Source organism: Kitasatospora sp. NPDC001261, from assembly GCF_042896795.1.
Classification (GTDB): Bacteria; Actinomycetota; Actinomycetes; order Streptomycetales; family Streptomycetaceae; genus Kitasatospora.
Map to the genome: position 1 here is coordinate 67,065 of NZ_JBIAXP010000012.1, position 23,630 is coordinate 90,694.

General features: G+C 68.5%; 22 protein-coding genes and 2 pseudogenes. 9 read left to right on the plus strand and 15 right to left on the minus strand.

From position 1 onward, the window contains the following. Window position 1: 1 nt before the first annotated feature. Window positions 2-1,426, plus strand: coding sequence for a tetratricopeptide repeat protein (locus ACFY4B_RS17655; RefSeq protein WP_387968614.1), 1,425 nt, complete (start codon window positions 2-4; stop codon window positions 1,424-1,426). 315 nt (window positions 1,427-1,741) lie between these two features. Here ACFY4B_RS17655 and ACFY4B_RS17660 read toward each other — a convergent pair whose 3' ends face one another. Beyond that, entirely contained in the window at window positions 1,742-2,419 is a 678-nt protein-coding gene (locus tag ACFY4B_RS17660) for a hypothetical protein (RefSeq protein WP_387968616.1), read from the minus strand. Between the two features lie 416 nt (window positions 2,420-2,835). Here ACFY4B_RS17660 and ACFY4B_RS17665 point away from each other — a divergent pair, with 416 nt between their 5' ends. Together ACFY4B_RS17665 and ACFY4B_RS17670 are read left to right on the plus strand one after the other, a co-directional pair. Next, complete coding sequence (locus tag ACFY4B_RS17665) at window positions 2,836-3,648, plus strand: DUF6000 family protein (protein WP_387968790.1); 813 nt, start codon at window positions 2,836-2,838, stop codon at window positions 3,646-3,648. Beyond that, window positions 3,533-3,883: a hypothetical protein gene (locus ACFY4B_RS17670; RefSeq protein ID WP_387968793.1), complete on the plus strand. Its 351-nt coding sequence runs from the start codon at window positions 3,533-3,535 to the stop codon at window positions 3,881-3,883. The genes ACFY4B_RS17665 and ACFY4B_RS17670 overlap by 116 nt, the downstream gene beginning before the upstream one ends. A gap of 4 nt (window positions 3,884-3,887) precedes the next feature. On the opposite strand, the gene ACFY4B_RS17675 is transcribed toward ACFY4B_RS17670, so the two are convergent. From ACFY4B_RS17675 to ACFY4B_RS17705, 7 genes are all read right to left on the minus strand, one after another. Then, window positions 3,888-4,100 (minus strand): hypothetical protein, encoded by a 213-nt coding sequence (locus ACFY4B_RS17675; protein WP_387968618.1) that lies wholly within the window; start codon window positions 4,098-4,100, stop codon window positions 3,888-3,890. Window positions 4,101-4,248: 148 nt separating this feature from the next. Then, the gene (locus tag ACFY4B_RS17680; RefSeq protein ID WP_387968620.1) at window positions 4,249-4,734 is read right to left on the minus strand and encodes a hypothetical protein; all 486 of its coding nucleotides are present in this window, start codon (window positions 4,732-4,734) and stop codon (window positions 4,249-4,251) included. Between the two features lie 200 nt (window positions 4,735-4,934). Beyond that, a complete protein-coding gene (locus ACFY4B_RS17685; RefSeq protein WP_387968621.1) occupies window positions 4,935-5,480 on the minus strand; it encodes a hypothetical protein in 546 nt (181 codons plus the stop codon). Further along, window positions 5,477-5,947, minus strand: a complete 471-nt coding sequence (locus tag ACFY4B_RS17690; RefSeq protein WP_387968622.1) for an integrase — start codon at window positions 5,945-5,947, stop codon at window positions 5,477-5,479. Before ACFY4B_RS17690 ends, ACFY4B_RS17685 begins: the two co-directional genes overlap by 4 nt. A gap of 92 nt (window positions 5,948-6,039) precedes the next feature. Further along, a complete protein-coding gene (locus tag ACFY4B_RS17695) occupies window positions 6,040-6,561 on the minus strand; it encodes a hypothetical protein (RefSeq protein WP_387968623.1) in 522 nt (173 codons plus the stop codon). Window positions 6,562-6,676: 115 nt separating this feature from the next. Further along, complete coding sequence (locus ACFY4B_RS17700; protein ID WP_387968624.1) at window positions 6,677-8,896, minus strand: site-specific integrase; 2,220 nt, start codon at window positions 8,894-8,896, stop codon at window positions 6,677-6,679. A gap of 282 nt (window positions 8,897-9,178) precedes the next feature. Then, entirely contained in the window at window positions 9,179-9,427 is a 249-nt protein-coding gene (locus ACFY4B_RS17705; RefSeq protein ID WP_387968625.1) for a helix-turn-helix domain-containing protein, read from the minus strand. Between the two features lie 643 nt (window positions 9,428-10,070). Here ACFY4B_RS17705 and ACFY4B_RS17710 point away from each other — a divergent pair. Beyond that, complete coding sequence (locus ACFY4B_RS17710; RefSeq protein ID WP_387968627.1) at window positions 10,071-10,427, plus strand: hypothetical protein; 357 nt, start codon at window positions 10,071-10,073, stop codon at window positions 10,425-10,427. Window positions 10,428-10,463: 36 nt separating this feature from the next. On the opposite strand, the gene ACFY4B_RS17715 is transcribed toward ACFY4B_RS17710, so the two are convergent. Then, complete coding sequence (locus tag ACFY4B_RS17715) at window positions 10,464-11,852, minus strand: Mucin-2 (RefSeq protein ID WP_387968628.1); 1,389 nt, start codon at window positions 11,850-11,852, stop codon at window positions 10,464-10,466. A 317-nt stretch (window positions 11,853-12,169) separates the two neighbouring features. Between ACFY4B_RS17715 and ACFY4B_RS17720 the strand changes: the two are divergent. From ACFY4B_RS17720 to istB, 4 genes and pseudogenes are all read left to right on the plus strand, one after another. Then, a pseudogene (locus ACFY4B_RS17720) lies at window positions 12,170-12,469 on the plus strand (site-specific integrase); the annotation flags it as partial. A gap of 319 nt (window positions 12,470-12,788) precedes the next feature. Then, window positions 12,789-14,321, plus strand: a complete 1,533-nt coding sequence (locus ACFY4B_RS17725) for an ISL3 family transposase (protein WP_387968795.1) — start codon at window positions 12,789-12,791, stop codon at window positions 14,319-14,321. 159 nt (window positions 14,322-14,480) lie between these two features. Next, complete coding sequence (istA, locus tag ACFY4B_RS17730) at window positions 14,481-16,004, plus strand: IS21 family transposase (protein ID WP_049649637.1); 1,524 nt, start codon at window positions 14,481-14,483, stop codon at window positions 16,002-16,004. Beyond that, window positions 16,004-16,795, plus strand: a complete 792-nt coding sequence (gene istB, locus ACFY4B_RS17735) for an IS21-like element helper ATPase IstB (protein ID WP_049649636.1) — start codon at window positions 16,004-16,006, stop codon at window positions 16,793-16,795. The genes istA and istB overlap by 1 nt, the downstream gene beginning before the upstream one ends. Before the next feature lie 24 nt (window positions 16,796-16,819). Here the strand turns inward: istB and ACFY4B_RS17740 are convergent, their stop codons facing one another. The 6 genes and pseudogenes from ACFY4B_RS17740 to ACFY4B_RS17765 form a co-directional block, all read right to left on the minus strand. Further along, a complete protein-coding gene (locus ACFY4B_RS17740) occupies window positions 16,820-17,389 on the minus strand; it encodes a hypothetical protein (protein WP_387968630.1) in 570 nt (189 codons plus the stop codon). A gap of 123 nt (window positions 17,390-17,512) precedes the next feature. Beyond that, window positions 17,513-18,577 (minus strand): hypothetical protein, encoded by a 1,065-nt coding sequence (locus tag ACFY4B_RS17745; protein ID WP_387968632.1) that lies wholly within the window; start codon window positions 18,575-18,577, stop codon window positions 17,513-17,515. Between the two features lie 345 nt (window positions 18,578-18,922). Further along, the gene (locus ACFY4B_RS17750) at window positions 18,923-19,969 is read right to left on the minus strand and encodes an IS3 family transposase (RefSeq protein WP_387968634.1); all 1,047 of its coding nucleotides are present in this window, start codon (window positions 19,967-19,969) and stop codon (window positions 18,923-18,925) included. Window positions 19,970-19,999: 30 nt separating this feature from the next. Further along, window positions 20,000-21,436: a group II intron reverse transcriptase/maturase gene (ltrA, locus tag ACFY4B_RS17755; protein ID WP_387968635.1), complete on the minus strand. Its 1,437-nt coding sequence runs from the start codon at window positions 21,434-21,436 to the stop codon at window positions 20,000-20,002. 565 nt (window positions 21,437-22,001) lie between these two features. Further along, entirely contained in the window at window positions 22,002-22,361 is a 360-nt protein-coding gene (locus tag ACFY4B_RS17760) for a transposase (RefSeq protein ID WP_387968637.1), read from the minus strand. 69 nt (window positions 22,362-22,430) lie between these two features. Then, window positions 22,431-23,045: pseudogene (locus tag ACFY4B_RS17765) on the minus strand (transposase); the annotation flags it as partial. A 242-nt stretch (window positions 23,046-23,287) separates the two neighbouring features. On the opposite strand from ACFY4B_RS17765, the gene ACFY4B_RS17770 reads away from it, so the two are divergent. Further along, window positions 23,288-23,623, plus strand: coding sequence for a hypothetical protein (locus ACFY4B_RS17770; RefSeq protein ID WP_387968638.1), 336 nt, complete (start codon window positions 23,288-23,290; stop codon window positions 23,621-23,623). Window positions 23,624-23,630 lie beyond the last annotated feature (7 nt).

A 23,630-nucleotide genomic window follows, 5' to 3' on the forward strand; every position in this document is an offset into this window, starting at 1 on the left:
CGTGGATGATCTTCAGTGGCAGTTCGGCAGCTACGGCGGTGTCCCGCCGCGGATCGTGGACGCGATCCTCGAACGCGGCGGCCTGGAGGCCCTGATGGCGGCCGCCAGGGAGCGTGGGGACTGGTTCTGCGCAGCGGGTGCGGTGCGGGGGTTGTGCGCGGCGGGCGAGTTCGGTCGGGCCTGGGCGGTGGTGGAGCCGTTCGCGGTCACCGGCTGGCAGCCGGCGGTGCGGACGGGTGCCGATGTCCTGCTGCGGTTCGGCCGCGTCGACCGGGCGCTGGAGCTGGCGCGCCCCGAGGGGCCGCAGGAGGACGCGGCCGGTGAGTGGCTGGACTACGCCGAGGTCCTGGCCCGGGCCGGGCGGGTGGACGACGCCTTCGGCGTGCTGCGGCCGTACGAGTACGGCGGGTGGGTGCTGGAGGCCCTGGCCGAGATGACCGAGGGCCAGGGCCGCGACGAGCGGGTGCTGGAGCTGCTGGCCCCGATCGCAGAAGAGCTCCGGCGCGGCCCGAAGGAGCACACGGTCCGCGGCCTATGGAATGTCCTGCCCGCACAGGCCCGGGTCCTGGAACGCTCGGGCCGTGCGGACGAGGCGATCCGGATGCTCGGCGCGGACGTGGCGGCACACCGGTACGGACCGCAGACCACCGTCGAGTTCTACGCCGGACTGCTCGGGCGACACGGCCGGCTCGACGAACTGCGCGCCCTCGCCACCGGCCCCGACCGCCGGGTCGCCGCAGGACCGTACGTGACGGCCCTGGAGCACGCGGGCCGGGCCGGGGAGGCGGAGTCGTACCTGCGCGGCCTCATCGCCGCCCGGCATCCGGGCTGGTACGAGAACGCGCTGATGGAACTGCTCATCCGCCAGGGCCGCTTCGACGACGCCGTCGAAGCGGTGGAGCACACCTTCGACGACCTCCACGACAGCAACCTCCTTCAGCCGACCATGCTCCTGCTCGCCGAACAGGGCCGGCACGACAAGGCCCTGGAACTCACCGAAGGACGCAGCCCCGAGTTCCTCGCCGCGAACGACGCGTTCTGGCTGCGGCCCAACCGCTGGTGGCTGATGGGCGAGGCCGGACGCGCCCGGGAAGCGATCGCGGAGATCGAGGCCCTGCCGGCCGACGAGGTCCACGACCGCGAACCGACCGTCGCCTGGCTGCTCGCCCAGGACGGCCGCATCGAGGAAGCCATGGCCCGCCTGCGCCCACTGCCCGGCAAGCGGGCCGCGACCGACCTGGCCGAACTGCTGGTCCGCCAGAACCGCTTCACCGAGGCCATCGCCGTCATCCCCGACGTGGCCACCCAGCGGGAAGAAGCACGGAACCTCCGGAGCAGCCCAGCCGAGCACCTGAAGGCGCCGGGATCCGATCCCGGCGAGCACGACGACCCCTGGATCGCCCCGAACACCGCCCACTCGTGGTGACGCTCCCCGCCGCGTGATGCCGACGCCTGGACCGGGGCAAGCGCCGCGCCGCCCGGCGCGCACCGTCCACCGCCTGTGCCACGGGCCGGGCTGGGCCGGTCGTCACTGCCGCCGGATCGGGGGCCCGGCCCTGTCCGGCCCGGCTTGTCAGGTCGTCGCCCTGCGGGGTCGTTCCAGGTCACGCTCGCCGGTATCAGCACGCCGGGTCCCCACCTTGAGGCCATCGCCTGCCAGCCGCCGGGCCCGCGGAGCTCCGCTTCTCCCCAAGGGCGCGGCCCGGGACCGGGACGCGGCTGACCCCCGCAGGCGCGGGGGTCAGCCGGCAGTTCCGTTCGATCGTCTGCAAGCTGCGCCGTTCTCGCGCATCCGGCGGCGCAGCTCCTGGTAGGCGTGGTGGTCGGCGAGCGGCGGCCGGGCCGGCTGCGCGGCGGGCCGGTCGTCGCGGCGGGCGGGACGGTCGTCGAGGTCCTGGTCGTGCTGCACCACGGGGGCGGTGCCGACGCGGACGTCGATCGCCTGGACCGTGCTGGGGCGTAGCTGCTCGAGGGCGGTGAGGATGTGTCGGGTCTGGTGGCGGAGCTGGGCAGCCCAGGCCGGGGAGTCGGCGGTGTTTTTACCGGGGTGAAGTAGAGCCACGTCTTCGGTCTGTTGGGGAGCCAGCCGATCTTCGGTGAGTTCGGGAGCCAGTTCGTGTGATGGTGTGGAACATGCCGCGTTCGGAGTAATCGCGGGAGCTTGCGCCGTCTGGCCGCCACTCTGTGCCTGTTGATCACGGTCCAGGTCAGGGAGACCGCTGGTGCACAGGTCACGTGAGTGGCTGTTCGAGAGGATCCGCCGGGCCAAGCGTGAGCTGGGGCTGTCGGGGCGGGAGCTCGCGGTGCGGTTCAAGGTGTCGCGGAACACGGTGAAGAAGGCGTTGGAGTCGCCGGTTCCGCCGAAGCGCAAGTCGCCACCGCCCCGCAAGAGCGTGCTGGAGCCGGTGAAGGGCTTCATCGACGCGATGCTGCGCGAGGACCTGGACGCGCCGACAAAGCAGAAGCACACGATCCCGCGGATCATCGAGCGCCTGGCCGCGGAGCACGACTTCGAGCAAGGCCCGCCCCACCACGCTCTGGGACTACGTGTCCAAGCGGCGCCCGGAGATCCACGCGGAGTCGCTGGAGGGACGCCGGCACCTGGACGGGATAGTGCCCCAGGCGAAAAGGCCGGGCGAGGAGGCGGAGGTCGACTTCGCGGACTTCTGGCTGGACCTGGCCGGGCAGCGGCGCAAGTGCGTGCTGTTCACGCTGCGGCTGTCCTACTCGGGCAAGGCGGTGCACCGGGTCTTTCTCTGCACCAGCAATCGTCGCTTGGGGTTCCCTGGGGCAAAACCGCTGGCAGCTGGGCATTCGCCCGGCAAGGATGCAGCTATGCGTCATGCCACCACTGACCCTGAGCTGCTGGGCTTGGTCCGCCGATTCGTCACGCCCGGACGGCGGTACCTTCGGCTGGGTGGAAGCTTGCTGCGGTTGAGCGGGCCTGAGCGCCTAGTGTTCGCGAGAGAGCTGGTTCAGGCTGCCTTGGAGATCACTCCGGCTGAGCTCGACGTCCTCTTCGAAGGCGGGTGGCGTGAGCGCAAGACTGCTTCCTGGCTGGTGGTCGTGGCTGGCAGGACCGAGTTCCGCAGCCGCATCGGCGAACTGCTGATGGCCAGCGAAGGGCCGTATGCCGGCGCGGCCTACTGCGTCACCCTCGCCACGTTCGGCGACAGCAGGGACGCCGATCTGCTATGCCTATACCTTGACCGTCACTTGCTGCGGCCCGATCTCGACTATGACCAGGGCTTTGCGCTTGGCGCACTGCTTCACCTCGACGCCACCCTCGGGTCCGAGCGCGCATCCGGATACCTTGCCGAGGGGGCCTGTGGACGCAGTGGACCGACGCTCCGCCGCGAAGGGGCCGTGATCCGCAGGCGTACCGCCAGGTCGTGGACCAGCTCTGCTCCTTCGCCAACGAGTGTGGCGAACACTTTGCCTCACTGGAAAACAGGCACTACTCGCAGGCCGAGAGGAGGACGGAACGGGGACCGCGTAGGCTGCAGCGGTGATCGTCAGATGCATCAAAATCATCCGGCCCGGGACCTCGACGGTCGTCAGCGAACATCCGGGCGTGCGGATCGGCGAGGAGTATCCGGTCCTCGAAGTGTTCGCCGCCCGGTCGCGGATCCTGTTTCGCCTTCCTGACCGCAGTGCGCGGCGGGACGAGATCGACTCGCCTGGGCTGTGGGACGCCGACATGTTCGAGATCGTGTCCGATCGGATGCCGACCTGTTGGGTCACCGGACTGGAGGATGGTCGGCTGACCCTGGCGCCTCGGGAGTGGCAGCGACCGGGTTTCTGGGAGGACTACTTCGATCACGTGCCGGACGCGGTTTCCGATTATGACCGTCTGAAGGCCCGGATCATCGCGGAGGCGTGATCGCCTAACCAAGGGCGGCGACCCCGTCCTCCCCTCGGTCGGTTTGGGCTCGCAGGCGTTCGGCCTGCCGTTTCTTGTCGGCGATGTGCCGCAGGCTCTCCTGCAGGCCGGCGACCTCACCGAGCCACTGCATCCGTTGGGCCTCTCCGAGACGCTGGCGGGTGTTGGTCTCGATCTCCAGCAGTCGGGGTTCCTGAGCCAGGTCGAGGCGGAGCATGGGGCACCTGACACAGGCTTATCCGAACCAGTCCAGCTCGACGCTGAGCTCGTCCGCGAAGTGCCTTCGCAACGGAAAGTAGTCGTGAAGTCGCCGGACAAGTGGCCATCCCGGGCGTGTCGCGCTCCGGGGCGGCCGTTCCGCGGGCCTACTGGGAGAACGCGTAGGTTCGGACGGGGTCGAGGTGCAGCTCGTAGGGCCCGAAGCAGTCTGCCGCTAGCGTCGCGACCGGGGCGCCGCAGCGACAGGATCGGTTGAGTCCTTCGTCACCCGTCGGCCCGCAGCAGCCGGTGCTGTTTTCCCAGTTAGGCAGCGGTTGAAGGTCGGGGGCGTCATCAGGGTGTATCAGCACTGTGCCCGGGACGCCCGCAGAGATGACGAAGCCCTCCTCGCGGCAGACCAGCGGCCCTCGGGACTGAGCCGGCTTCGGGTCCTCCTGATCGTCCTGTACGACGTAGGGAGGTCCCCAGGGCTCGGGATCGATTGCGTAGCGGCCACGCGGAACAGTGGAGGGTGCCCGGCGTGTCTTCTTGTCCCGGTCGTGTTCGTCGTCGGAGGGGTCGGGGACGGCGGCCAGCTCGGCCAGCTCCGGCGTGATCGCGGTACCGCACTTGGAACAGAGGAAGACGGTCATCCCCTCGTTGTAGTCCTCGGGACTGCTGTTTCGCACCTTCGTTTAGCTGCTCGGAGTCGATGCGCGCCGCGACGATGCGGAAATCGAGCATGCCGAAATGGATGGGCTGTGTCGGGCCGCGAGGTCGCGCCACCTCCACCTGAGCCCACTCCACGGGTGCCCAGGTGCGAGCGCACCGAGCATCCCGTGGCCGTCATTGTTTATCGGAGCTCAGGCAGCGGTCCGGAGTTCTTCGGGTAGCGGCCCTCTTCAAGCCGGAAGAGGTACTTCCGGAGGTCCGCGCCGAGCCCTTCCGTGATGTACGAGGCAAAGTCCCTCAACCCCTCTGCGGCTTCCCGCTCGTCAGACCTGTCGCTGGACGACCATCCGGGCAGGAGGGACTCCAGGTACTCGGTGACCCGTCCACGGTCGCGCCACCAGTCCCGAACAGCCTCGGGTGTCCATCGGCTGTCGCCGTCGCAGGCATAGCCGCGGTACGGATCTTCCTGGGCCGCTGTCACCAGGTTCAGGACCTCGGCCGTGGTCGTCGGCTGGCGATACACATATTCGCCGAAGTACTCGCCGCCGTAGAGCACATGACGCGGTGCGTGCAGCCGGCCCGTCCAACAGTTGTCGGCAATGCCGGTGTAGAAGGGGCCAGGAACGTTCAACCAGAGCCGGTCCTCCCAACGCCCGCCGAAGGACGTCTCGGGCTCGCCTTCTGGAAGGGCCGCTATCGGTTCCCGGCCCAGCTCTTCGTAGGTCATCCGCGAAGCTTAGGACCCGTCGGGAAGGATGTCTCAGCGTCGGCGCTGCTGCGGCCGGTGTCGCGGCGGATGTCGGGCATGCCGAGTTGGACGGTGGACGGCTGGGCTGCACGCTCGCGCATGGCCTCCAGTTTCTGCGCTGCGGCGGCCATGGTGGTCTCGATGGCGGCGACCTCTCCGAGCCAGCCCTGGTCCTTGGCCTCTTGGAGGCGGTCGATGAGGTTGGCGTGGATCTCCTGGAGACGTGGCATCTGGGCTGGGTCCACGAGAAGTAGGGGACATCTGACGCAGGCGTTTTCATGCTGACACGGGGTCGCGTAGTCGCGGCCGCAGGTCCCCAAGGCGACCTTGCGGAGCTCGAAGTGGGCCAGGAACTCGTCCCACTCGGTGGCGGTGAGCTCGCGGTACTCCTCGCTGGGCCGCTCGGTTCTGCGGCGGGCGATGAAGGCCCGGTGATGGGAGATCACGTCCTCCGGGTAGATCGCTAACAGTGGAGTCGGGTATTGGAACTGCCCGAATACCTCCTCTCCAAGTGCTGGCGGCAGTGATCGTTGAAGCGTCAGTCGTCGGCTGCGACGAGGAGAGTGAGCGTCGCCGCAGGGCGGTCAATGAGGACGAGTTCGTGGTAATCGATGTGGATGGGGCCATAGTCGTGGAACGCGTCCTCCGGAAGCTGCCCCAGCAGGTATCTGCTGGTCGCCTTGCGGATCGGGATGTAGATCTCCTGATGCAGGTGTGACGCGAGTGGCTCTGGGACGTTGCCGTGCTGGTTGGCCCAGGAGTGGATGACGTCGACTGCCGTCGCGGCATCGACGGCCTTGTAGGTGTCAGGGGTGATGCGGTCAAGCCACCACTGGCCGTGCCGCGGCCAGTCGTGAACACCAGCTCCGTCGTACGTGTCGCGAAACTGAGGGTGTGAGATCAAGGCCGCCAGCGCGTCTCGGTCGTCCAGCACCTCGGACGGCAGCCGGAAGTGCTTGGCATCGACCCAGCGGTAGCCATGGGAGCCCTCGCCGAAGTCGAAGCCTCGGAAGTTGATGAAGGGGCTGTCCAGGTGGACGAGGGTGGGCACTGGTTCCATGCTCGTCATCGTAGGTCGCGTCGTGTCCTCGATCCGTCGGTGATCTTTGGCTTGACCAGCAGCTATCCCTGACAGTCACCATGTCCAGCACTGGGATTCCCTATGAACGCATAGTTCACGAGGTCGTGCGTCGGCTGACTTCGGCCGCGTAGGCGGCCCAGTCACCGCCTGATGCCTTCTGCCACTGGACGGCGACTTGGATATGGACGCCGAGCATCCGGGCGAGAATGGCGGCGGGGAGCTCGGCGGCGAGAGTGAACAGGGCTGTGGAGCGGTCTTGTTGGGGTCGAATGCCGATCTTGTGCAGCCGCAGGCCGAGCTGGCTGTCGCTGAGTGGCCGGCCTGGTTGTCCTCCGGGGAAGAGCCAGGGGCTGTTGTCCGGCGTGCCGATCTTTGCCTTGCCGCGTCGGGTCGCGACGAGCTCGCAGACCAGGGCGGCCAGCGGGGCCGGGAGGGTGACGGGCGAGGTTCCGAAGGCGATCGCCACGGTTTCGCCGGTGATGTCGACGTCGTCGACGGTGAGCTGGCTGATGGCGGAGATCTTCTGCGCGTAGAGGATCAGCAGCAGCCCCGCGACGCGGTCCACGGTGGGCAACGTGTTGTCGGTGAGGAGGCGCCGTGCGTCTGCCCAGCGTTTCTCGCTGTCGATGGTGCCCTGCGGGCCGGTCCAGCGGACGGCGCCGCAGGTGAGACCGTGGGCATGGCGATGCTGTACGGACCAGCGGATGAAGTGGCCGGTCTCGTCGCGGTAGCTGAAGTCGGGATCGGCCATCCAGCGTTCCAGGTCGGGCTGCGTGCAGCTGCCCAAGGTGAGTCCTTCGCCGGCGAGCCAGGTGAGGAAGTTGTCGGCCGCGGTCACATGGCAGCGAACGTTGAGGTCCTGGAGCTGGGTGGTGTGCTGTTCGCCGATGCGGCGGCAGAGTCGGCGAAGATGGTGCCAGACCGCGTATCCGTGCAGGATCCGGCGCTCGGCGGAGTCCGTGCGGGCTTGGACTGTTGTGCTGATCCACTTCTCCAGAGCGACGAGCCGTTCGTCGCGCGGCGGCAGGGCACCGGTCGCAACGAGGACACTGCGCAGGTGAGCCAGCACCTTGCCCGGCGGGAGTTCGTCGAGAACCTCGTGAGTGACGGGACGCTCGTCGCGGCCTATGCGTTCCAGCAGGTCCCGGGCCTTGGACCGGGAGATCCAGGCCAGGGCGACGTCCGGGCGCTCGGCGCTCGTCAACGCCTCGTGGAAGGGCTCGAGTCCGGGTCTGATGGCTCCGGCGCTGTTGCCGAGGAGGTCGCGGACCTTCTGGTCGAGGACACATCGCTGGCAGGGGCGGGGGCTGAGCTGCCAAGTGGTCGCGCAGGCGGGGCATCGGCCCCAGAAATCGGGGTCGGGGTTGGTGCACTTCGCGCACAACGGTTCTTCCCAGGTGCCGCCGCGGGCCTGGGCGACGGTACCGCAGCCGCTGCAGGACACCCGTCGCTGCTGGCAGCGTTCGCACCAGGGCTGGCCGGTGGCCCGGGAGAGCTCACATGGGGCGGTGCGGCCGCAGATCCCGCACTCCCTCATCTCCTTCGGTCTGCAGTTCTGGCAGCGGACACCGTCGGCGAGCCGGACAGCGACCGGCTGGCGGCGCCCGCAGCTGACGCAGACTTCCAGGTTGGCCGGGTCGCGGATCAGGCAGTTGGGACACAGCGGCTGTCCGGCGGCGTCCCGGGTGGCCGGTTCACGGACAGCGCCGCAGCGTGCGCAGGGAACGGCCGCGTGCCTGGCGAAGCAGGCGCGGCAGATCCGCTCGCCGTCCAGGAGCTTCGAGAGCGCCTTCACTCCGTGGCAGCGCGGGCAGGCCGGCTTGACGACCTTCGTGGCCCCAGCAGCGACGAGTTCGCCGATGAACCGCAGCATCGCCGGGGTGGGGGCTTGATGGCCGGCGCCGGTCAGCAGCTCGGGGCGGGCGATCACGGCCCAGGCCAGGCGGCGCTGCCCGGCCGGCCGCTTCGTGGCCCGCTCAAGAGCGGCCCGGACGGTGTCCGCGTCAAGCGCTGGGTCGAGGTCGATGATGAGCTTGGTGAGGTCCTTGAGCGGATCGCCATCGGTGTCAGGGCACTTGGCGCATCGCGGCTCACCATCGCGGTCGCGGCTGACGACCCGTCGTTCCTGGTGGCAGCCCGCGCAGACAGCGGGTTTGTCAAAGCAGGGCGCGCATCCCCACCGCCCGCCTGCACGGCTGCCGACGTAGGGGCGTGGGCGGCCGCACTCGCCGCAGCGAGGAAGGGCAGTGTCCTGGGCGCCCGCCTCACGCAGGGCCATAAGCAGCTTGGCGACGCGAAACGGTGCCGGTGGCATGCCGGTCCGCAGCAGGGACGGGTCGTCACGCAGGGCTGGGCGAGGTTGCGGCGGCCGGCTCGCGTGCGTACGAGCGTGCAGACGATGCCACGGATACGGTCGGCATCCAGGTGCTTCTCGACGTTGCTGACCAGCCGCACGATCAGACCGACCGGATTGGCAAGAACCTCCTCGTTGGTCGCGGTCACCGATCAACTCCCGTGATCCGACCGCGCCTTGGCCGCAAATCGCCGACACCTTCGGAGACGGCGGTCCCGCCCGCAGCGGCCTTCTTCGGCTTCTTCACCGCCCCGGCCGTGGCGATCGGCTCGATGAGGTCCTCCATCGTGCAGTCCAGGATGTCCAGCAAGGCCTGAGGATCTTGAGGCTGAGACGTTCGGGCCGCTCGACGACGAGCCGGTAGACCTGGCTCGTGGACAGTGTGATGCCGCGTTCCTTCAGTGGCGGCAGCAGGTCGGTGGTGGAGAACATCCCGCGGTCCGCCATGACCTTGCGCAGGTGCCAGCGGTAGTCGAGCTTGGCGGCCATCATCGGTCCTTCCTTGTCAGACGCCGGCGAACGCCGGGGCCAGGGCCTTGCTCAGGGCAGTGTTCATGAAGTCGTCGCTGACGTGCGTGTAGATGGCCGTGGAACTGTCGCAGTCGTGGCCGACTTGCTGCTGGATAAAACGACGGTCGACCCTCTGAGCTCCCTTCGCCAGGCTCGCCAGCGGTCAGTCCGTGATGGTCACGCACCGGCCGCCGTCCGGGCTTTCCGACCTTGATCTATTGGACCGCGGCATCCCGTTCCAGGAGTTGGGGGTTGAGGAACATCGGAACGAAAACTGGCGCTAAGCCCTCTCCGCTCTCCCGAGCCCGTTGACCTGCGGTTCCGTGGTGGTTGAACCTTCGGCGGTCGTATTGATCAACTGCCTGGAGGTTCGGGGTGCCGGTCGAGTTTCTGACGGATGAGCAGGCTGTTATCTGGACCTCTTGCGCTCGATAGGCGGGATGAGCTGGTCCTTTATGTGGCTGACAGTGTCAGTCACCTCTCCGTAGAGTTGGCCAGCGCCACCGGAGCTGATCCAGCTGGCACCGCAGGAAAGGGAGGACCCACCTACATGACCACCCCGCCGTCCGAGCGCACCCTCACCTACGCCGAAGACCTTAGGCCCGAGGATGTCCGCGCTCTGGAGATGTTCCTCAATATCCAGCTGGGGCGGGTGTACGAGGAGGTCGGCGAGACGGGTGAGATGTCCTTCGCGATGCGGTCTCTGCTCCGCCTGGTCTGCGACTCGGCTGGGCTCCTCTACACACTGCTCGCGGTGGAGCGGCCCGAGAGGTGGCAGCGTGCCACGATCGTGCGCGAGTGGCAGCGGCTACGCAGTACGGCCCATGAGTTCAACCACTGCAAGGGCTACGACCATGACCGCTGGTGGAACCAGGTACGGCACTTCGACGCCTCCGACGAGACCGCCGAACAGGACCGGATCCGCCGGCTCGCCGGTGTCGGGCTGCGCCCCGAGGCTGAGGACTGCCCGGACGAGCCGTAGGAGAGCGGCACAGGGCCGGGCGGTTCTGCTCGGCGGTCAGGCGGGAACGCCGGCCCGGTTCAGGACAGCGGCCATCTCATCCTCGGGGAGCACAGGGTTGGCACCCGCGCTGGAGGCCAGTTCAGGGACATGAAGCGCCTCGCGGAGCCGGTGGAGCGGGAGGCGCGGGTCGCCGACCGCCGCCTGGCGTGTCCAGACCGCGGGGTCATGGCTGAGCCGTTCGATCAGCGTGGGTGTGGCGGCCGGGTCCCGGACGGCCAGCCGTCGGTAGTTGCCGTCCGGGTGGTCCGCGTAGCGCGCGGCGAGACCCTCGCGAGGGAAACGGGGATGCGTCTCCGCCATCCAGGCGGAGAATGTGCCGCCGAGCCGTGCATACACACTCATCAGGACCTCCTCCGGGGTGTTGGGGTGGTGCACACTCAAGAGGTCTTCCACCAGGGGGTCCTCGATGCGTACGAGTAGGCGCATGAGGTCGGGCGGCAGGTGGGGGCTCTGGGCGGCGGTGCGCCGGAGCAGCGGGTGGGCGGAGGTCGCGGCCCGTCGCAGCACCTCGGGGTCGGCGAGCCCGTCCCGCACCCACTCGACGTTCCCCCTGTCGAAGGCCCCCACCGTGAAGTCGATCGTCATGCGCCGCGTCTCGCCGAGTTCGGGCCTCAGGGAGACCGCGAGCCGTACGGCCTCGTCGGGGTCGACGGCGAGTTGCTCCACGAGGTCGGTGGGCAGCGACGGGTTCTCGGCGAGGGCAGCCAGGTGCGTCCGCTCGGCGACGCATCGTTCGGCGTCGGCGCGGTGCAGGAGTCCACGACGCAGCGCCTCGGCGGCGGACTTCGGATCGCGGAGGAGTTCGGTGGTGACGCGTGCGTCCCGTCGGCACTCCCACAGCGCGGCGGCCCGCCGCACCTCGGGGTCGGGGTCGGCAAGCAGCGCTGACCGCTCGTCCGGCGGCAGCTTCTCCCATGCGCGCGCCGCGCTTCGGCGCGCTGCCGGATCGTGGTGCGTGGCCAAGGAGGCCACGAACGACGGCGCGAGATGGGGTGAGTCCAGCAGCGCCGTTCGTACGGAAGGGACGGGGTCGTCGAGCAGGCGGGCGCACACGTCGTCCGGCAGCGGCGCGACCTTTGTGCGCGGGTCTCGCCACTCGGGTCCGTACGCGAGAGCGGCCCGCACCTTGGGGGAAGGGTCGTCCGCGAGCCGGGCCCGCTGCGCGGGCTCGGCCCTGGCGCTCATCGCGAAGTCGATCCGAGCGCCCGGGTTCGGGTGAGCAAGGATCACCACGACGGTCGGCTCGGGAAGGCCAGCCCGCTGGAGGGCGTGACGGGGCGGGCCGCCATCGCCGTCGAAGGCGAGCAAGCGCAGCAGCAACGGTGTCGGCAGCGCCGGGTTGCGGGCGACTCCGTCCAGCGCTGACGCGTGGAACGCGACCATGATTCTCCTGCCTCTGTGTCTCCGTCAGCTGGTCCACGACGATGATCCCCCATCTGTCAGGCCGTCTGGCGGTCGGGCCGTCGTGATCGGCCGGACAGCACCTAGGTGCGTGGAGCGGGGGCCGCCCGCGGCCGGGTCGACCTGGAGCGCATCGAGCGGAACTGGGAGCACGTCCTGCGGGCCCCGCGATCAATCCCCGACCACCTGTGGGACGAACTGTTCGCCGGCATGGGCTGCGACCGTGACCGGGCGCTGCTGGATTCTATGTATCCTCCGGGGCCAGGGCGAGCGAGCTGCTGGGCGTCGGTCTGGACGACATCGACTGGTCTGGCCAACTGATCTACGTGATCAGCAAGGGCACCCGGATCCGGCAGCCCGTGCCCGCATCCCCGAACGCCTTCCGCCATCTGGGCAGCTACCTGGCCAGCGACGGGTTGCCGGGCCCGGGCCAACCCGTGTGGCGCACCCGCCGCGGGGATCCGAGACCGTTGACCTATTGGGCGATGCGACGCGTTCTCCAGCGCGCCAACGACAAGCTCGGAACGAACTGGACCTTGCACGACGCTCGCCACACGGCAGCGGTCAGGATGGCCGGAGACGAACGGCTCACCCTCGCCGAGGTACAGACGATCTTGCGGCACGCGCACCTCGACACCACCGGTCGCTACCTGACAGCCCGCGTGGAGGACCTGCACGACAAGCTCCAGGAGCACTACACCAAACCGCGCCCCCAGCTGGCTTTATCGAGCAGTAGCGGCTCTGGTCCAACTTCCGTGGTGCGCTTACTCCCTGTGGCTGTTGGTCTTGCTGGTAGGTCTCGCGAGATCGTCCGGAAACTGACGGCGCCGGCCGCTGCAGGGCTGATGGTTCTGGGCTGTGCGCGAGGTGCTACTCCGGCTGGAAGAGTTGCTCTTCCTGGCGGATCCGGGGATCAGGGTGGAGTCGGTCCAGGACGATGGCGAGGTGATCCGAGTCGGTGTCAGATGCCGGACGGCCGGGCCTCGGTGCCCGGGCTGCGGGAGCTGGTCGGAACGTTTGCACGGCTCTTACCTGCGCTTTCCAGCTGACCTGCCCGTGGCGGGACGGCGGGTGGTGCTGCGACTTCGTGTTCGGCGCTTCACGTGCGTGGTCGTCTCCTGCGGGCGGCGGACGTTCGTTGAGCAGGTCGCGGGCCTGACCCGGCGGTACAGCCAGCGGACCGAACGAATGCGGTCGGTGCTGGCCGAGGGCGGCCTCGCCCTGGCCGGTCGCGCCGGTGCCCGGCTGGCCGACGTGTTCGGGGCGAGGGTCAGCCGGAACACGGTCCTGCGGCTGGTCGACGCCCTCCCGGAACCTCAGCCACAGGTCCCGCGTGTGGTCGGCGTCGACGAGTACGCGATGCGCAAGGGCCGTGTCTACGGGACCGTGCTGGTCGACGTCGAAACCGGCAGGCCGGTGGACCTCCTGCCGGATCGCGAGGCAGGCACGGTCGCGGCCTGGCTGGCCGAGCGCCCGGGGATCGAGGTTGTCTGCCGGGACCGTGCCCCGTTCTTCGCCGAGGGCGCCAGGATCGGGGCACCCACTGCGGTCCAGGTCGCCGACAGGTTCCACCTGTGGCGCAACCTTGGTGAAGCGGCCGAGCGGTGCGTTTCCCGCCACCGTCCGTGCCTCCGCGCGACCTTCACCGCTTCGGAACCGGAGAAGGCTCCGGCACCGGCCGAGAGCGGGTCGCCATGGCCCACCGGGCACCGGTTCGCCGACCGCACCCGCGCCAAGCACGCCACCGTCCACGCGCTGCTGGCCGCCGGCCACAGCCGACGCTCGATCCAGCGCCATCTCGGCATGACCTACAGAACCGTCCAACGGCTGGCCGACGCCGCGAGGCCGGAAGACCTGTTCCAAGGGCAGTGGCAGAACCGCAGGAGCAAGCTCGACGACTTCAAGGCCCACCTGCACGACCGGTGGGCCGAAGGCTGCACGAACGCCTGGACCCTCTGGGAAGAGATCAAGGGACACGGCTACACGGGCGGCTACGGAGCCGTTCGCGCCTATCTCCAGCCGTTCCGCACATCCCCGACCGCACCGGCCGCCCGTCCGCCGTCCCCGCGCACGGTCACCGGCTGGATCCTGACCCACCCCGACACCCTGCCGGAGAGCGAGCGCCTGAAGCTCAAATCCGTCCTCGCTGGCTGCCCCGAACTGGATGCCCTCACCGGGCACGTCCGCGCGTTCGGGAAGATGCTCGCCCAGCTCCAGGGCGACCAGCTCCCACAGTGGATCAAGGCGGTTCGCGCCGACGACCTACCCAGCCTCCACGCCTCCGTCAACGGCCTCGAACGCGATCTCGCCGCTGTCACCGCCGGCCTCACACTGCCGTGGAGCTCCGGCGTCGTCGAAGGCCACGTCAACCGGATCAAAATGATCAAGCGACAGATGTACGGCCGGGCCGGCTTCGGCCTCTTGCGGAAGCGAGTCCTGCTGGCATCCTGACAGGACAGTCACGAGCCCTGCAGGAGCCGTGACGGCGGCCGTGGCATCCTCCCAGCTGGCGGCCACATACGGCGCAATCTGCGGCCACGGGATTCCCCGAGTACGGCCAGATATCTCCCCGCTCGCCCCGAGTAGTCCCGCTCGGCGACGCTGGAGCGGGTGAAGAACAGCAGGGAGATCATGGAAATCCTGGAGGCGTTCGACCTCACAGGCAGTTACCGTGCTGCGGCCGAGCTGGCCGGGTGCGACCACCACACGGTGGCCCGGTACGTGAAGATGCGCGAGGCCGGCCACGAGCCGGGCCAGCGCCGTCACCGGGCCCGGGCGATCGACGACTACCTTCCGAAGATCGAGGAGCTGGTGGTCCGCTCGCAGGGCCGCATCCGCGCGGACGTGGTGCACCGGCGGATCACCGCGATGGGCTTCACAGGCGGGGAACGCACCACCCGCCGAACCGTCGCCGAGGCGAAAGCCCAGTTCAAGGCCGGTCGGCGCCGTGTCTACCGGCCGTGGGTGACCGAGCCCGGGCTCTGGTTGCAGTACGACTTCGGCGACGGGCCGGTGATCAAGGGCCGCAAGACCACACTGTTCTGCGCGTGGCTGGCCTGGTCCCGGTTCCGGGTGGTGATCCCGATCTGGGACAAGACCCTGCCGACGGTCACCGCCTGCCTGGACGCCACATTGCGGCGGATCGGCGGGGTGCCGGCCTACGTGCTCACCGACAACGAGAAGACGGTGACCACCGACCACGTCGCCGGGATCGCAGTCCGCAACCCGGAGATCGTGGAGGTCGCCCGGCACTACGGCACGACCATTCGTACTTGCGTGCCGGCTGACCCGGAGTCCAAGGGCGGTTCGGAGGCGACGGTGCGGATCGCGAAGGCCGACCTGGTGCCCAAGGACGTGAACCTGCGCGAGGAGTTCCGCACGTTCGGCGAACTGGAGGCGGCCTGCCGCCAGTTCTGCGACGAGGTCAATTCCCGCCCGCACCGGGAGACCAGGCGCAAGCCCGTCGACCGGCTGGCTGAGGAGCAACAGCGGCTGCACCCGCTGCCCCGGCAGCCGTTCACCGCGGCGTTCGGCACGACCCGCCGGGTCAACTGGGACTCCACGATCTCGGTCGAGGCGGTGCGCTACTCGGTCCCGCACGAGCTGATCGACACCCGGGTCTGGGCCCGCTTCCACGGCGAGGAGCTGATCGTCACCGCGGTCGACGAGCGCGGCTCGGCCCAGGAGGTCGCCCGGCACCCGGCCGGCAAGCCGGGCTCGCCCGTGCTGGACGACGCGCACTACCCGCCGCGCGAGGACAAGGAAGCCGACCGCACGCCGAAGGCGACCAACGCCGAGGAGGTCGCCTTCCTCGGGCTCGGCCCCGGCGCCGCGAGCTGGCTGGTCGAGGCCGCCGCCTCCGGCACCCGCCGGATCAAGGCGAAGATGGCCGAGGCCGTCGCCCTCTCGAAGCTCTTCTCGGCCGGGGAGGTCGACCGGGCGCTGGGCACCGCCGCGGTCACCGGCCGCTTCGCGGACAAGGACCTGCTCTCGATCCTCGACTACCAGGCCGTCCACGGACAGGCCGAACCCACCCGCCGCAGCGAGGAGCACTCGCTCCAGCCGGGCACCTCCGCCTGGTCCTCCTTCGGCCTCAACACCCTGCTCGACCACAACGAAAGCGACCCGTCCTGATGGCCACCCCGCTCCGCACCGTCCACGGCACCAACGGCGACCCGCTGGCCGAGGCCATCGAACTGACCAAGCGGCTCAAGCTCCCGCACATCCGCCGCTCGCTGACCGACATCATCCCCACCGCGAAGGCCCAACGCTGGGATCCGGCCGAGGTGGTGAGGGTCCTTCTGGCGGAAGAGGCCGCCGGCCGCGACCGTGCTAACCTGCACACCCGCCGCAAGCGGGCCGGCTTCCCGAGCGGCAAGACCTTCGGCGACTGGGACGAGACCGCCTCCGCGATCCCGAGGCAGACCCAGGACGCGCTCAAGTCCCTTGAGTGGGTGGGACGTCGGGAGAATCTCTGTGTCTGTGGTCCGTCGGGCACGGGCAAGAGCCACTTCACCGAGGCGCTCGGCCAGGCCGCGGTCGAGTCCGGGATGACGGTCGCCTGGTTCACCATTGAGGACCTGGGCGCGCTGGTCCGCCGGCACCGGGCGGACGACTCGATCGCCCGGGCGCTGTCGCGGATCATCCGCTCGGACCTGATCATCGTGGACGACATCGGTCTGCTGCCCGTCTCGCCGGACGCCGCCGAGGGCTTCTACCGGCTGGTCGACGCGGCCTACGAACGGCGCTCGGTCGCGGTCAGCAGCAACCTCCACCCCTCCGGGTTCGACGAGATCATGCCCAAGACCCTGGCCACCGCCACGGTCGACCGGCTCATGCACCACGCCCACATCGTCGTCACCCAGGGTGACAGCTACCGGCTCACCCAGGCCACCACTGGCAAGGGGGTGAAGCCCTTCAGCTGATCAGCATCAGATCAGGCGGGGAGATTATCTGGCCGCCACCGGGGCGGTCTTGAAGACCGCAGGTGGGGCGGGACTCCGGCCGCCAGTGGGGCGAGCGTGATGGCCGTTGACAAGCCGCTCCGCAGCCTGAGCAGGGGTGTCGTAGTAGCCAGGCCGTGCCAGCAGGACCGAGCTGAAGTAGTAGCCCTGCTCTTCCTCTGGCTCGTCGTCGGCCGCGAACGGGCGCCAGAAGCTCAGGAGCAGGTCGGAGGCGACGAAAGACGCTGGGTCGTCGGGGTCTACCTCGATCGAGGTGTACTCGCCCATGCGTCGCACCAGCTCGCGGGCCGGGATCGCGAACACGTCCAGGCCCCGGAAGACGACTCGGTCTGTCCGAGTCGACGGCCTCCCGAGCTCAACAGCTTCGAGCACGTCACGCGTGCAGTGGATGCTGACCATCAGTCCACTGGGACGGAAGACATGCTGCCCCGGCCGGTCGGACTCCGAAATCGCGGCGAGATCGCGGAGCGAGTCCAGCGCCTCGTTGGTTGATTGCCGAGTCATACCGATCCGCAACGGGCCGACGCCGGTTGGTGGGGCGAGGTCGAAGTCCATGCGGGCATGATCCCAAACAGGTCTGTCAACGAGTCACGACGGGCCATCCAGTCCCGAGAAACTACATAGCGTGACTTCTCCACAGAAGTTGGACCAGAACCCGTTCTTCACCTACGCAGCCACTCATTGGATCAACTCGGTGTGCGGATGCTCGGGGGAGGTCGGGCAGACGTAGATCTGCATGTTGTCCGTGCTGCCTACTTCTACCCCCGTCGGCTGCGAGGGGTTCTGGCCCGCGTAGTGAGCGCCGGCGGCGTTGGCCTGGTCCTCCTGCGGCACCCAGCCTTCGCCGCCGTCCCACTCAAAGGAAGCGATCGTCAGCAGCGGGACCATCTGCGCCTCGCATAGAGCGCAGTACAGGTCGATCGGGTCGGTGCGGCCCCACGGGGGCCAGCCGCCGACCTTCCAACCGGGTGCGTTGCCCAGATGGATGGAGTAGAAGTCGCGCGGATACGCCGCGTAGGAGCTGGCCAGGTCGGCGCCGCCCGCCTGCCACCTGTTCCAGTCCTCCAGCATCTCCTGCAGCTCCGGGCTCAGGTCAAGGCTGTTGGGGTACTCGGTGATCGCTTCCGGTGCCAGCAGGCACGGCTGCGGCACGTAACCCGGATAGTCAGCCTCGTACGGTTCCGGTGGTGCGACGAGGACGTCGCCGACGTCCGCGGCGGACCGCCAGAACAGTGCGGTCGCCGGCTTGTAGTCCGGATCGTGCTCATACGGGCACCAGAGAATCTGAAGCAGATCAGCCTGCCCGGGCGGCCGCAACAGGGGTACGTCGCGCAGGAACAACTGAACCACGGGCAACATCGGGACCGGGCATTCCGCCGGACCGGGAAGGCCGGCTTCGAACCGTTCGGCAAGCCACGCGGCATTACGCTCCTTGAGAGCCTCTTCCTCGGGCGTGAGCGTGGACTCGAGGTCAGGGCGCCACCGGTACCGCAAGGCTCTCTCGAGCCGCACTTCGGTCGGTGACCGGCGGAATCCAGTGTCTACGTGCAGGTGCGCGTCCTCGCAGTGCGGCCACGGCTCTCCTGCCGGCCACAGCAACGGCCCGCCGACCGAGCTGTCCCGAACCGAAGGAGACCCCGGACGCGGATGCAGCCGTATCGCAGTGCGTGCCAACGGCGCCAGCTCGGGGAAGACCGCTGTCACCTCGACAGGCCGCGGTGGAGTGGTGCGTACGAAACTCATACCGGTGATCTTGTCACCAGCTACCGACAGCAGGGACCAGCCCACCCGGCACCCCCGGGCGGCCCAACCATACGAACGGGACCGAGGCCAACCACAACGCTAGTAGGGCTTGGTCAGGTCTGTTATCGCGTGGGTATGTCGCGGTGGCAGGTGGGGCAGGCGCCGGCCCAGGTCGCCAGAAGGATCTGGAGCTCGCGGACGACCTGGTAAAGGCTCAGGCCGGCCCCGCGTCTTTTGGGGCGGTGGCCAGTCTGCGCAGGGTGCAGAACGCGTGGGCGAGGGAGACCAGCGTGACGTGGTGGTGCCAGCCGGGGTGAGCTTCCCCCGCTGAGCGGGAGGTGTTGATTACCTGGTCAGGGTGGGTGTGGGTGGTTCGACGGCCACTGATTCGGCCGTCGCCTGGTCGGCGTAGTACTTGGCCTCATACTCGTCGGGGCTGAGCCAGTCGAGACGTTTTTGGATGCGGCGGGTGTTGTACCAGCCGTCGATATAGGCGAACAGCGCCAGGTCGGCGTCGGTGCGGGTCGCGAAGGTCGTGCGGCGCACGCACTCGGTCTTCAGGACGCTCCAGAAGTTCTCCGCCAGGGCGTTGTCGTAGGAGTCCCCGACCGTGCCCATGCTCGCCTCAATTCCTGCTTTCAGCAGGCGGGTTGTGAGCTTGATGGAGGTGTACTGGCAGCCGTGGTCGCTGTGGTGGATCAGTTTCCCGGGCTCGACGGGCCGGCCGTGCAGGGCGTATTCCAGGGCGGTGAGGACGAGGTCGGCGTCCGCGCGCTCCGAGGTGTGCCAGCCCACGATGCGGCGGGAGAAGGCGTCGCGGATCGTGGCCAGCCACCACGGGCCCTCACCTGTGGGGATCAGTGAGATGTCGGCCACCCACAGCCGGTTCGGGGCGTCGGCGGTGAAGTCGCGCTGGACCAGGTCCGGAGCGAGGTCGGCCGCTGGGTCGCGGCGGGTGAAGGAGCGGGGCCGGCGCGGGCTGACGCCCTGCAGTCCGGCCTGGCGCATCAGGCGTTCGACCCGCTTGCGGCCGACCCGGGTGCCCTCTCGTCGCAGGACGGCGTGGACACGCGGGGAGCCGTAGGTGGCGTCGGAGTTGGCGTGGATGCGGCGGATGTGTTCGGTGAGTTCGGCGTCGTGGCGCTTGCGTTCGCAGGGCTCGACGGTCTCGCGGCGCCAGCGGTAGTAGGTGGAGGCGGGGATGTGCAGTTCCCGGAGGACGGGCTCGGCCCCGAAGCGGTGCTGGTGCTCGTCGATGAGCTTCAGTACCGTCGCCGGGTCGGGTCGGTGAAAGTCGGCCCGGGGCGCGGTTCCGGTCTTTCGACCGGACCGTTTCCCCGGACCGCTTCCCGAACCCGGCGGGCACCTCTCAATGCACCGGGCTCTCCACAAGTCCCGAAATGGGCTGCGTGTTGGACATTCTCATCCTGCGATGGCCCAGGGGGCCGGGATGACGGATCCTCGATAGCGGTAGCGGGTTGTGCCTACCTTCTCGGGGTCGAACAGCTCCCTGTTCTCGCTGGTGGGCCACCATCCGCCGCCGCAATAGCGGTTGCGGAGTTCCTTCCAGGTAGACCGACGGTGTTTGCGCCGCATCCATCGCCATACCGTCTGCCACGTGTAGTGACTCAGGTAGGCGAAGGTTACGGAGGACACCCCGGGCCGGAAGTACGCACACCAGCCCCGCAGCGCCATGTTCAGCCGACGCAGCAGGTCGTCCAACGGCTGGTTCACTTCGACCTCTCGGCACAACGTCTTGACCTTCCGCTTCACGGCCTGGACAGCCTTCTTCGCGGGGTAGGTATAGACGTAGTGCTGCCTGGTCCCTTGCTTGCGGTGGCGCTGGATGTGCCACCCGAGAAAGTCCAAGCCCTCATCGATATGGGTGATCAGAGTCTTCTCCGGTGACAGGCGCAGGCCCATCGTGGACAAGACCTCGGTGATTTCCCCACGCAGGACCTCGGCATCAGACTTCGAGCCGAAGACCATCAAGCACCAGTCGTCCGCGTACCTAACAAGGCGGTAGTTGGGCAGACCATGGCGGTGCCGTCTGGCGCGGTCCACCTTCCCAGCACTCGGACCTCCCGGCGCCTGGGCGATGTACTCGTCCAGGACGGAAAGCGCCACATTGCTGAGCAAGGGCGAGAGAATCGACCCTTGTGGGGTTCCGGCGGTGGTCTCCCGCAGCAGCCGGTCCTCACCGAGGATGCCCGCCTTGAGGAAAGCCTTCACCAGATCCAGGACGCGTTTGTCTCCGACCCGTCGCCGCACCCGGTCCATCAGGGCCGAGTGTGAGATTTCGTCGAAGCAGGCCGTGATGTCGCCCTCCACGATCCACTCATAGTTGCGTGGCCGCGAAGCGAGGTAGCGTACCTCGGCTACCGCGTCATGAGCCCGGCGATTCGGACGGAACCCGTAGGAACACGGGAGGAAATCCGCCTCGAAAATCGGCTCCAACACCAGCTTCAAGGATGCCTGGACCACCCGGTCGGCGATGGTCGCGATCCCCAGGCGGCGCATCTTCCCGTCACCCTTCGGGATCATGCGCTCCCGTACCGGAAGCGGGCGGAAACTACGGTCCTTCACCTGCGACCGAAGTTCGTCGAGAAACTCCTCGACACCCTGCGCGGCCTCGACGGAACGGGCCGTACGCCCGTCCACTCCGGCCGTGCGGGCACCCTTGTTACCCCTCACCCGATCCCAGGCCACCAAGAGGAAGCCGGGATCGGAAACGAGGTTGTAAAGGTCGTCGAACCTGCGATGGGAATCATCACGAGCCCAACGGTGCAGCTTGGTCTGGATCTTCAGTACCCGCAGCTCCGCCCCGTACAGGGCGGACTCCAGATCGTCGGTGTTCACCGGCGACGAACCTCCTGACATTCCAGCAACGTCAACTGCCAACTTGCTGGCCCCCTTCGCCCTGCGGCCGTCTCTCACGGCCTCCTCGGCGGGTCGTCACTCCCGCGACTACTACGGGGCCTCCGCCCCATCACGCGGCCATCAGCCGGCAACGGACCTGCCCACCTCCGGACTGGATGCCCGGCGGGAGGGCGACCGCGGATGGTTCCCACGTTCACCATGTGATCGATCGATCAGGGAGGCGCCCAGCTCTACCCCGGCAGCATCGCCACGTCTACGCCGCAGACATTCAACGTGGCCTCCCCACCGACAGAGCTAAACGGCTTCGGAGTTGAGTCCCGAGCCGAAAGGCCCGGACCTCACGCACTGCACACCGGCCCATATCCACCAGATTTGACCCGGCTTCGCTGTTACGGGGCTTCAACCACTGGTTCGCTCTCGCTACACCTTCTGACCTCGCTGAACGGACCCGCACTGTCTGGCAGTTCCAGCACGTCCCGCTTTCGTCGGGGCCGCTTGCCACCCTCACCGGCGTTCCCCGGATCAGGCTGCCCCCCAGCTTCGATCAGGCCGCTACGACGACCTGACGGAGACGGTCTCCCACCGCCTCTCGATCAACACGGCGCCTCGTGGCGCACAGCTCCTGGGCGAAAAAAGCCGAGGCGGCCTTGAGGATCTCGCACGAGCGTCGCAGTTCGGCGTTCTCCTTGCGCAGCGCGGCCAGCTCCTCCTTCTCTGCGGTGGTCAGCCGGTCGTCGCGCTCGCCCCGGTCGGCCTCGTCCTGGCGGATCCAGTTTCGCAGGGCCTCGTGGTGCACTCCGAGGTCGCGGGCCATCTGTCGGATCACCGGCTTCGGGTCGGCAGAGCGGTACATCTCCACCGCACGCCGCCGCAACTCGGGCGGGTACTTCATCTGAGCAGCCATCACAAAGGCTCCCTTCTCATGACCTATCAGGCCATCTCCGACAACCTTCCGCACCTCGGGGGAACCTCAGAGCGTCCGCTTCATCAGTCTGAACGTGTGCTCCAGGTCGGATCTGCGCAGGAACGACTGCCACCAACGGTTCACGTCCGCACCGGTGGCGGCGGTGGCCGAGCACCACAGCCAGACCGGTTTCGGGTTGCGGTCGCCCGGCAGACGCTCGACCTTGAGGCGGATCAACGTGCCATGCAGGATCGGCAGTTCCTCTTCCGCATGGTCCAGCCAGGGGCCGCGATGGGTGAGTCTGGGGTGCATCCGATCCCAGGCGATTGTCTCGGCGGTGCCGTAGCGGGTGGTGTCCGTGGCCGTGGTGACGTCGGGCTGGTGCCAGGTGTCGGGCTTGGCGAAGGTGAGGACACCGCCGTGCTTGCGGGGCCGGCCGCCCTTCGGGCCGGAGCGCGCGTGGCCGACGTCGCGGAGCATCACGCGGTCCGACCGCAGGCGTCCCACCAGCACCACCGGGAGGTCGGCCAGGGCATGGGAGAGGTAGGCGACGTCGTAGCCGGAGTCCATGACGACCGGGATCTCGGCGTCGCCTTCATGCCACTGCCCGGCTTCTGTCAACCGGTCCACCATGTCGCGTAGTTGGACGGCGGTGACGACGGTCGCATCGTCCGCGGGGCCCAAGCTCTTTCAACAGTCGTGGTGTCTTTTCGAAGTCGCCTCCGAAGGGCGCTGTTACGGAGCTAGGGTCGAAGGGCTACGACATCGGTGCGAGCGAGAGGGCGGGAATGCTGGAGGAGGCGCTGATGGCGTTGGCCACGGCGGGTGGGACGGCTGTGGTCCAGGCAGCTGGGACGCAGGCGTGGGACGGGCTGCGGACGCGGATAGCTCGGTTGCTGGGCCGTGGAGACGGTGAGCGCGAGCGCGTGGAGTTGGAGCGACTGGACGGTACGGCCAGCGCGTTGCAGGTGTCGGCATCAGCCGGGGCCGAACAGGTACGGCTGCGCCAGGAGGTAGCTTGGCAGACCAGGTTCGAGAGCCTGTTGGAGGGCGTGGCCGGGGCGGAACGTGAGCACGCCGCGGCAGAGCTGCGGGCCCTGGTCCAGGAGCAAGCTGCCAGCGGCGTGGTGTCGGCGGGAGACCACGGTGCGGCGGTGGGCGGGAGCGTGGACGTTCGGGCCGATCACGGGTCGGTGGCCGCCCTTCGGATGGGGGACGTGACGCTGGGAAACCCCCCGCTGCCGGGTCCGCCCCAGGGCTGAGCGGGCC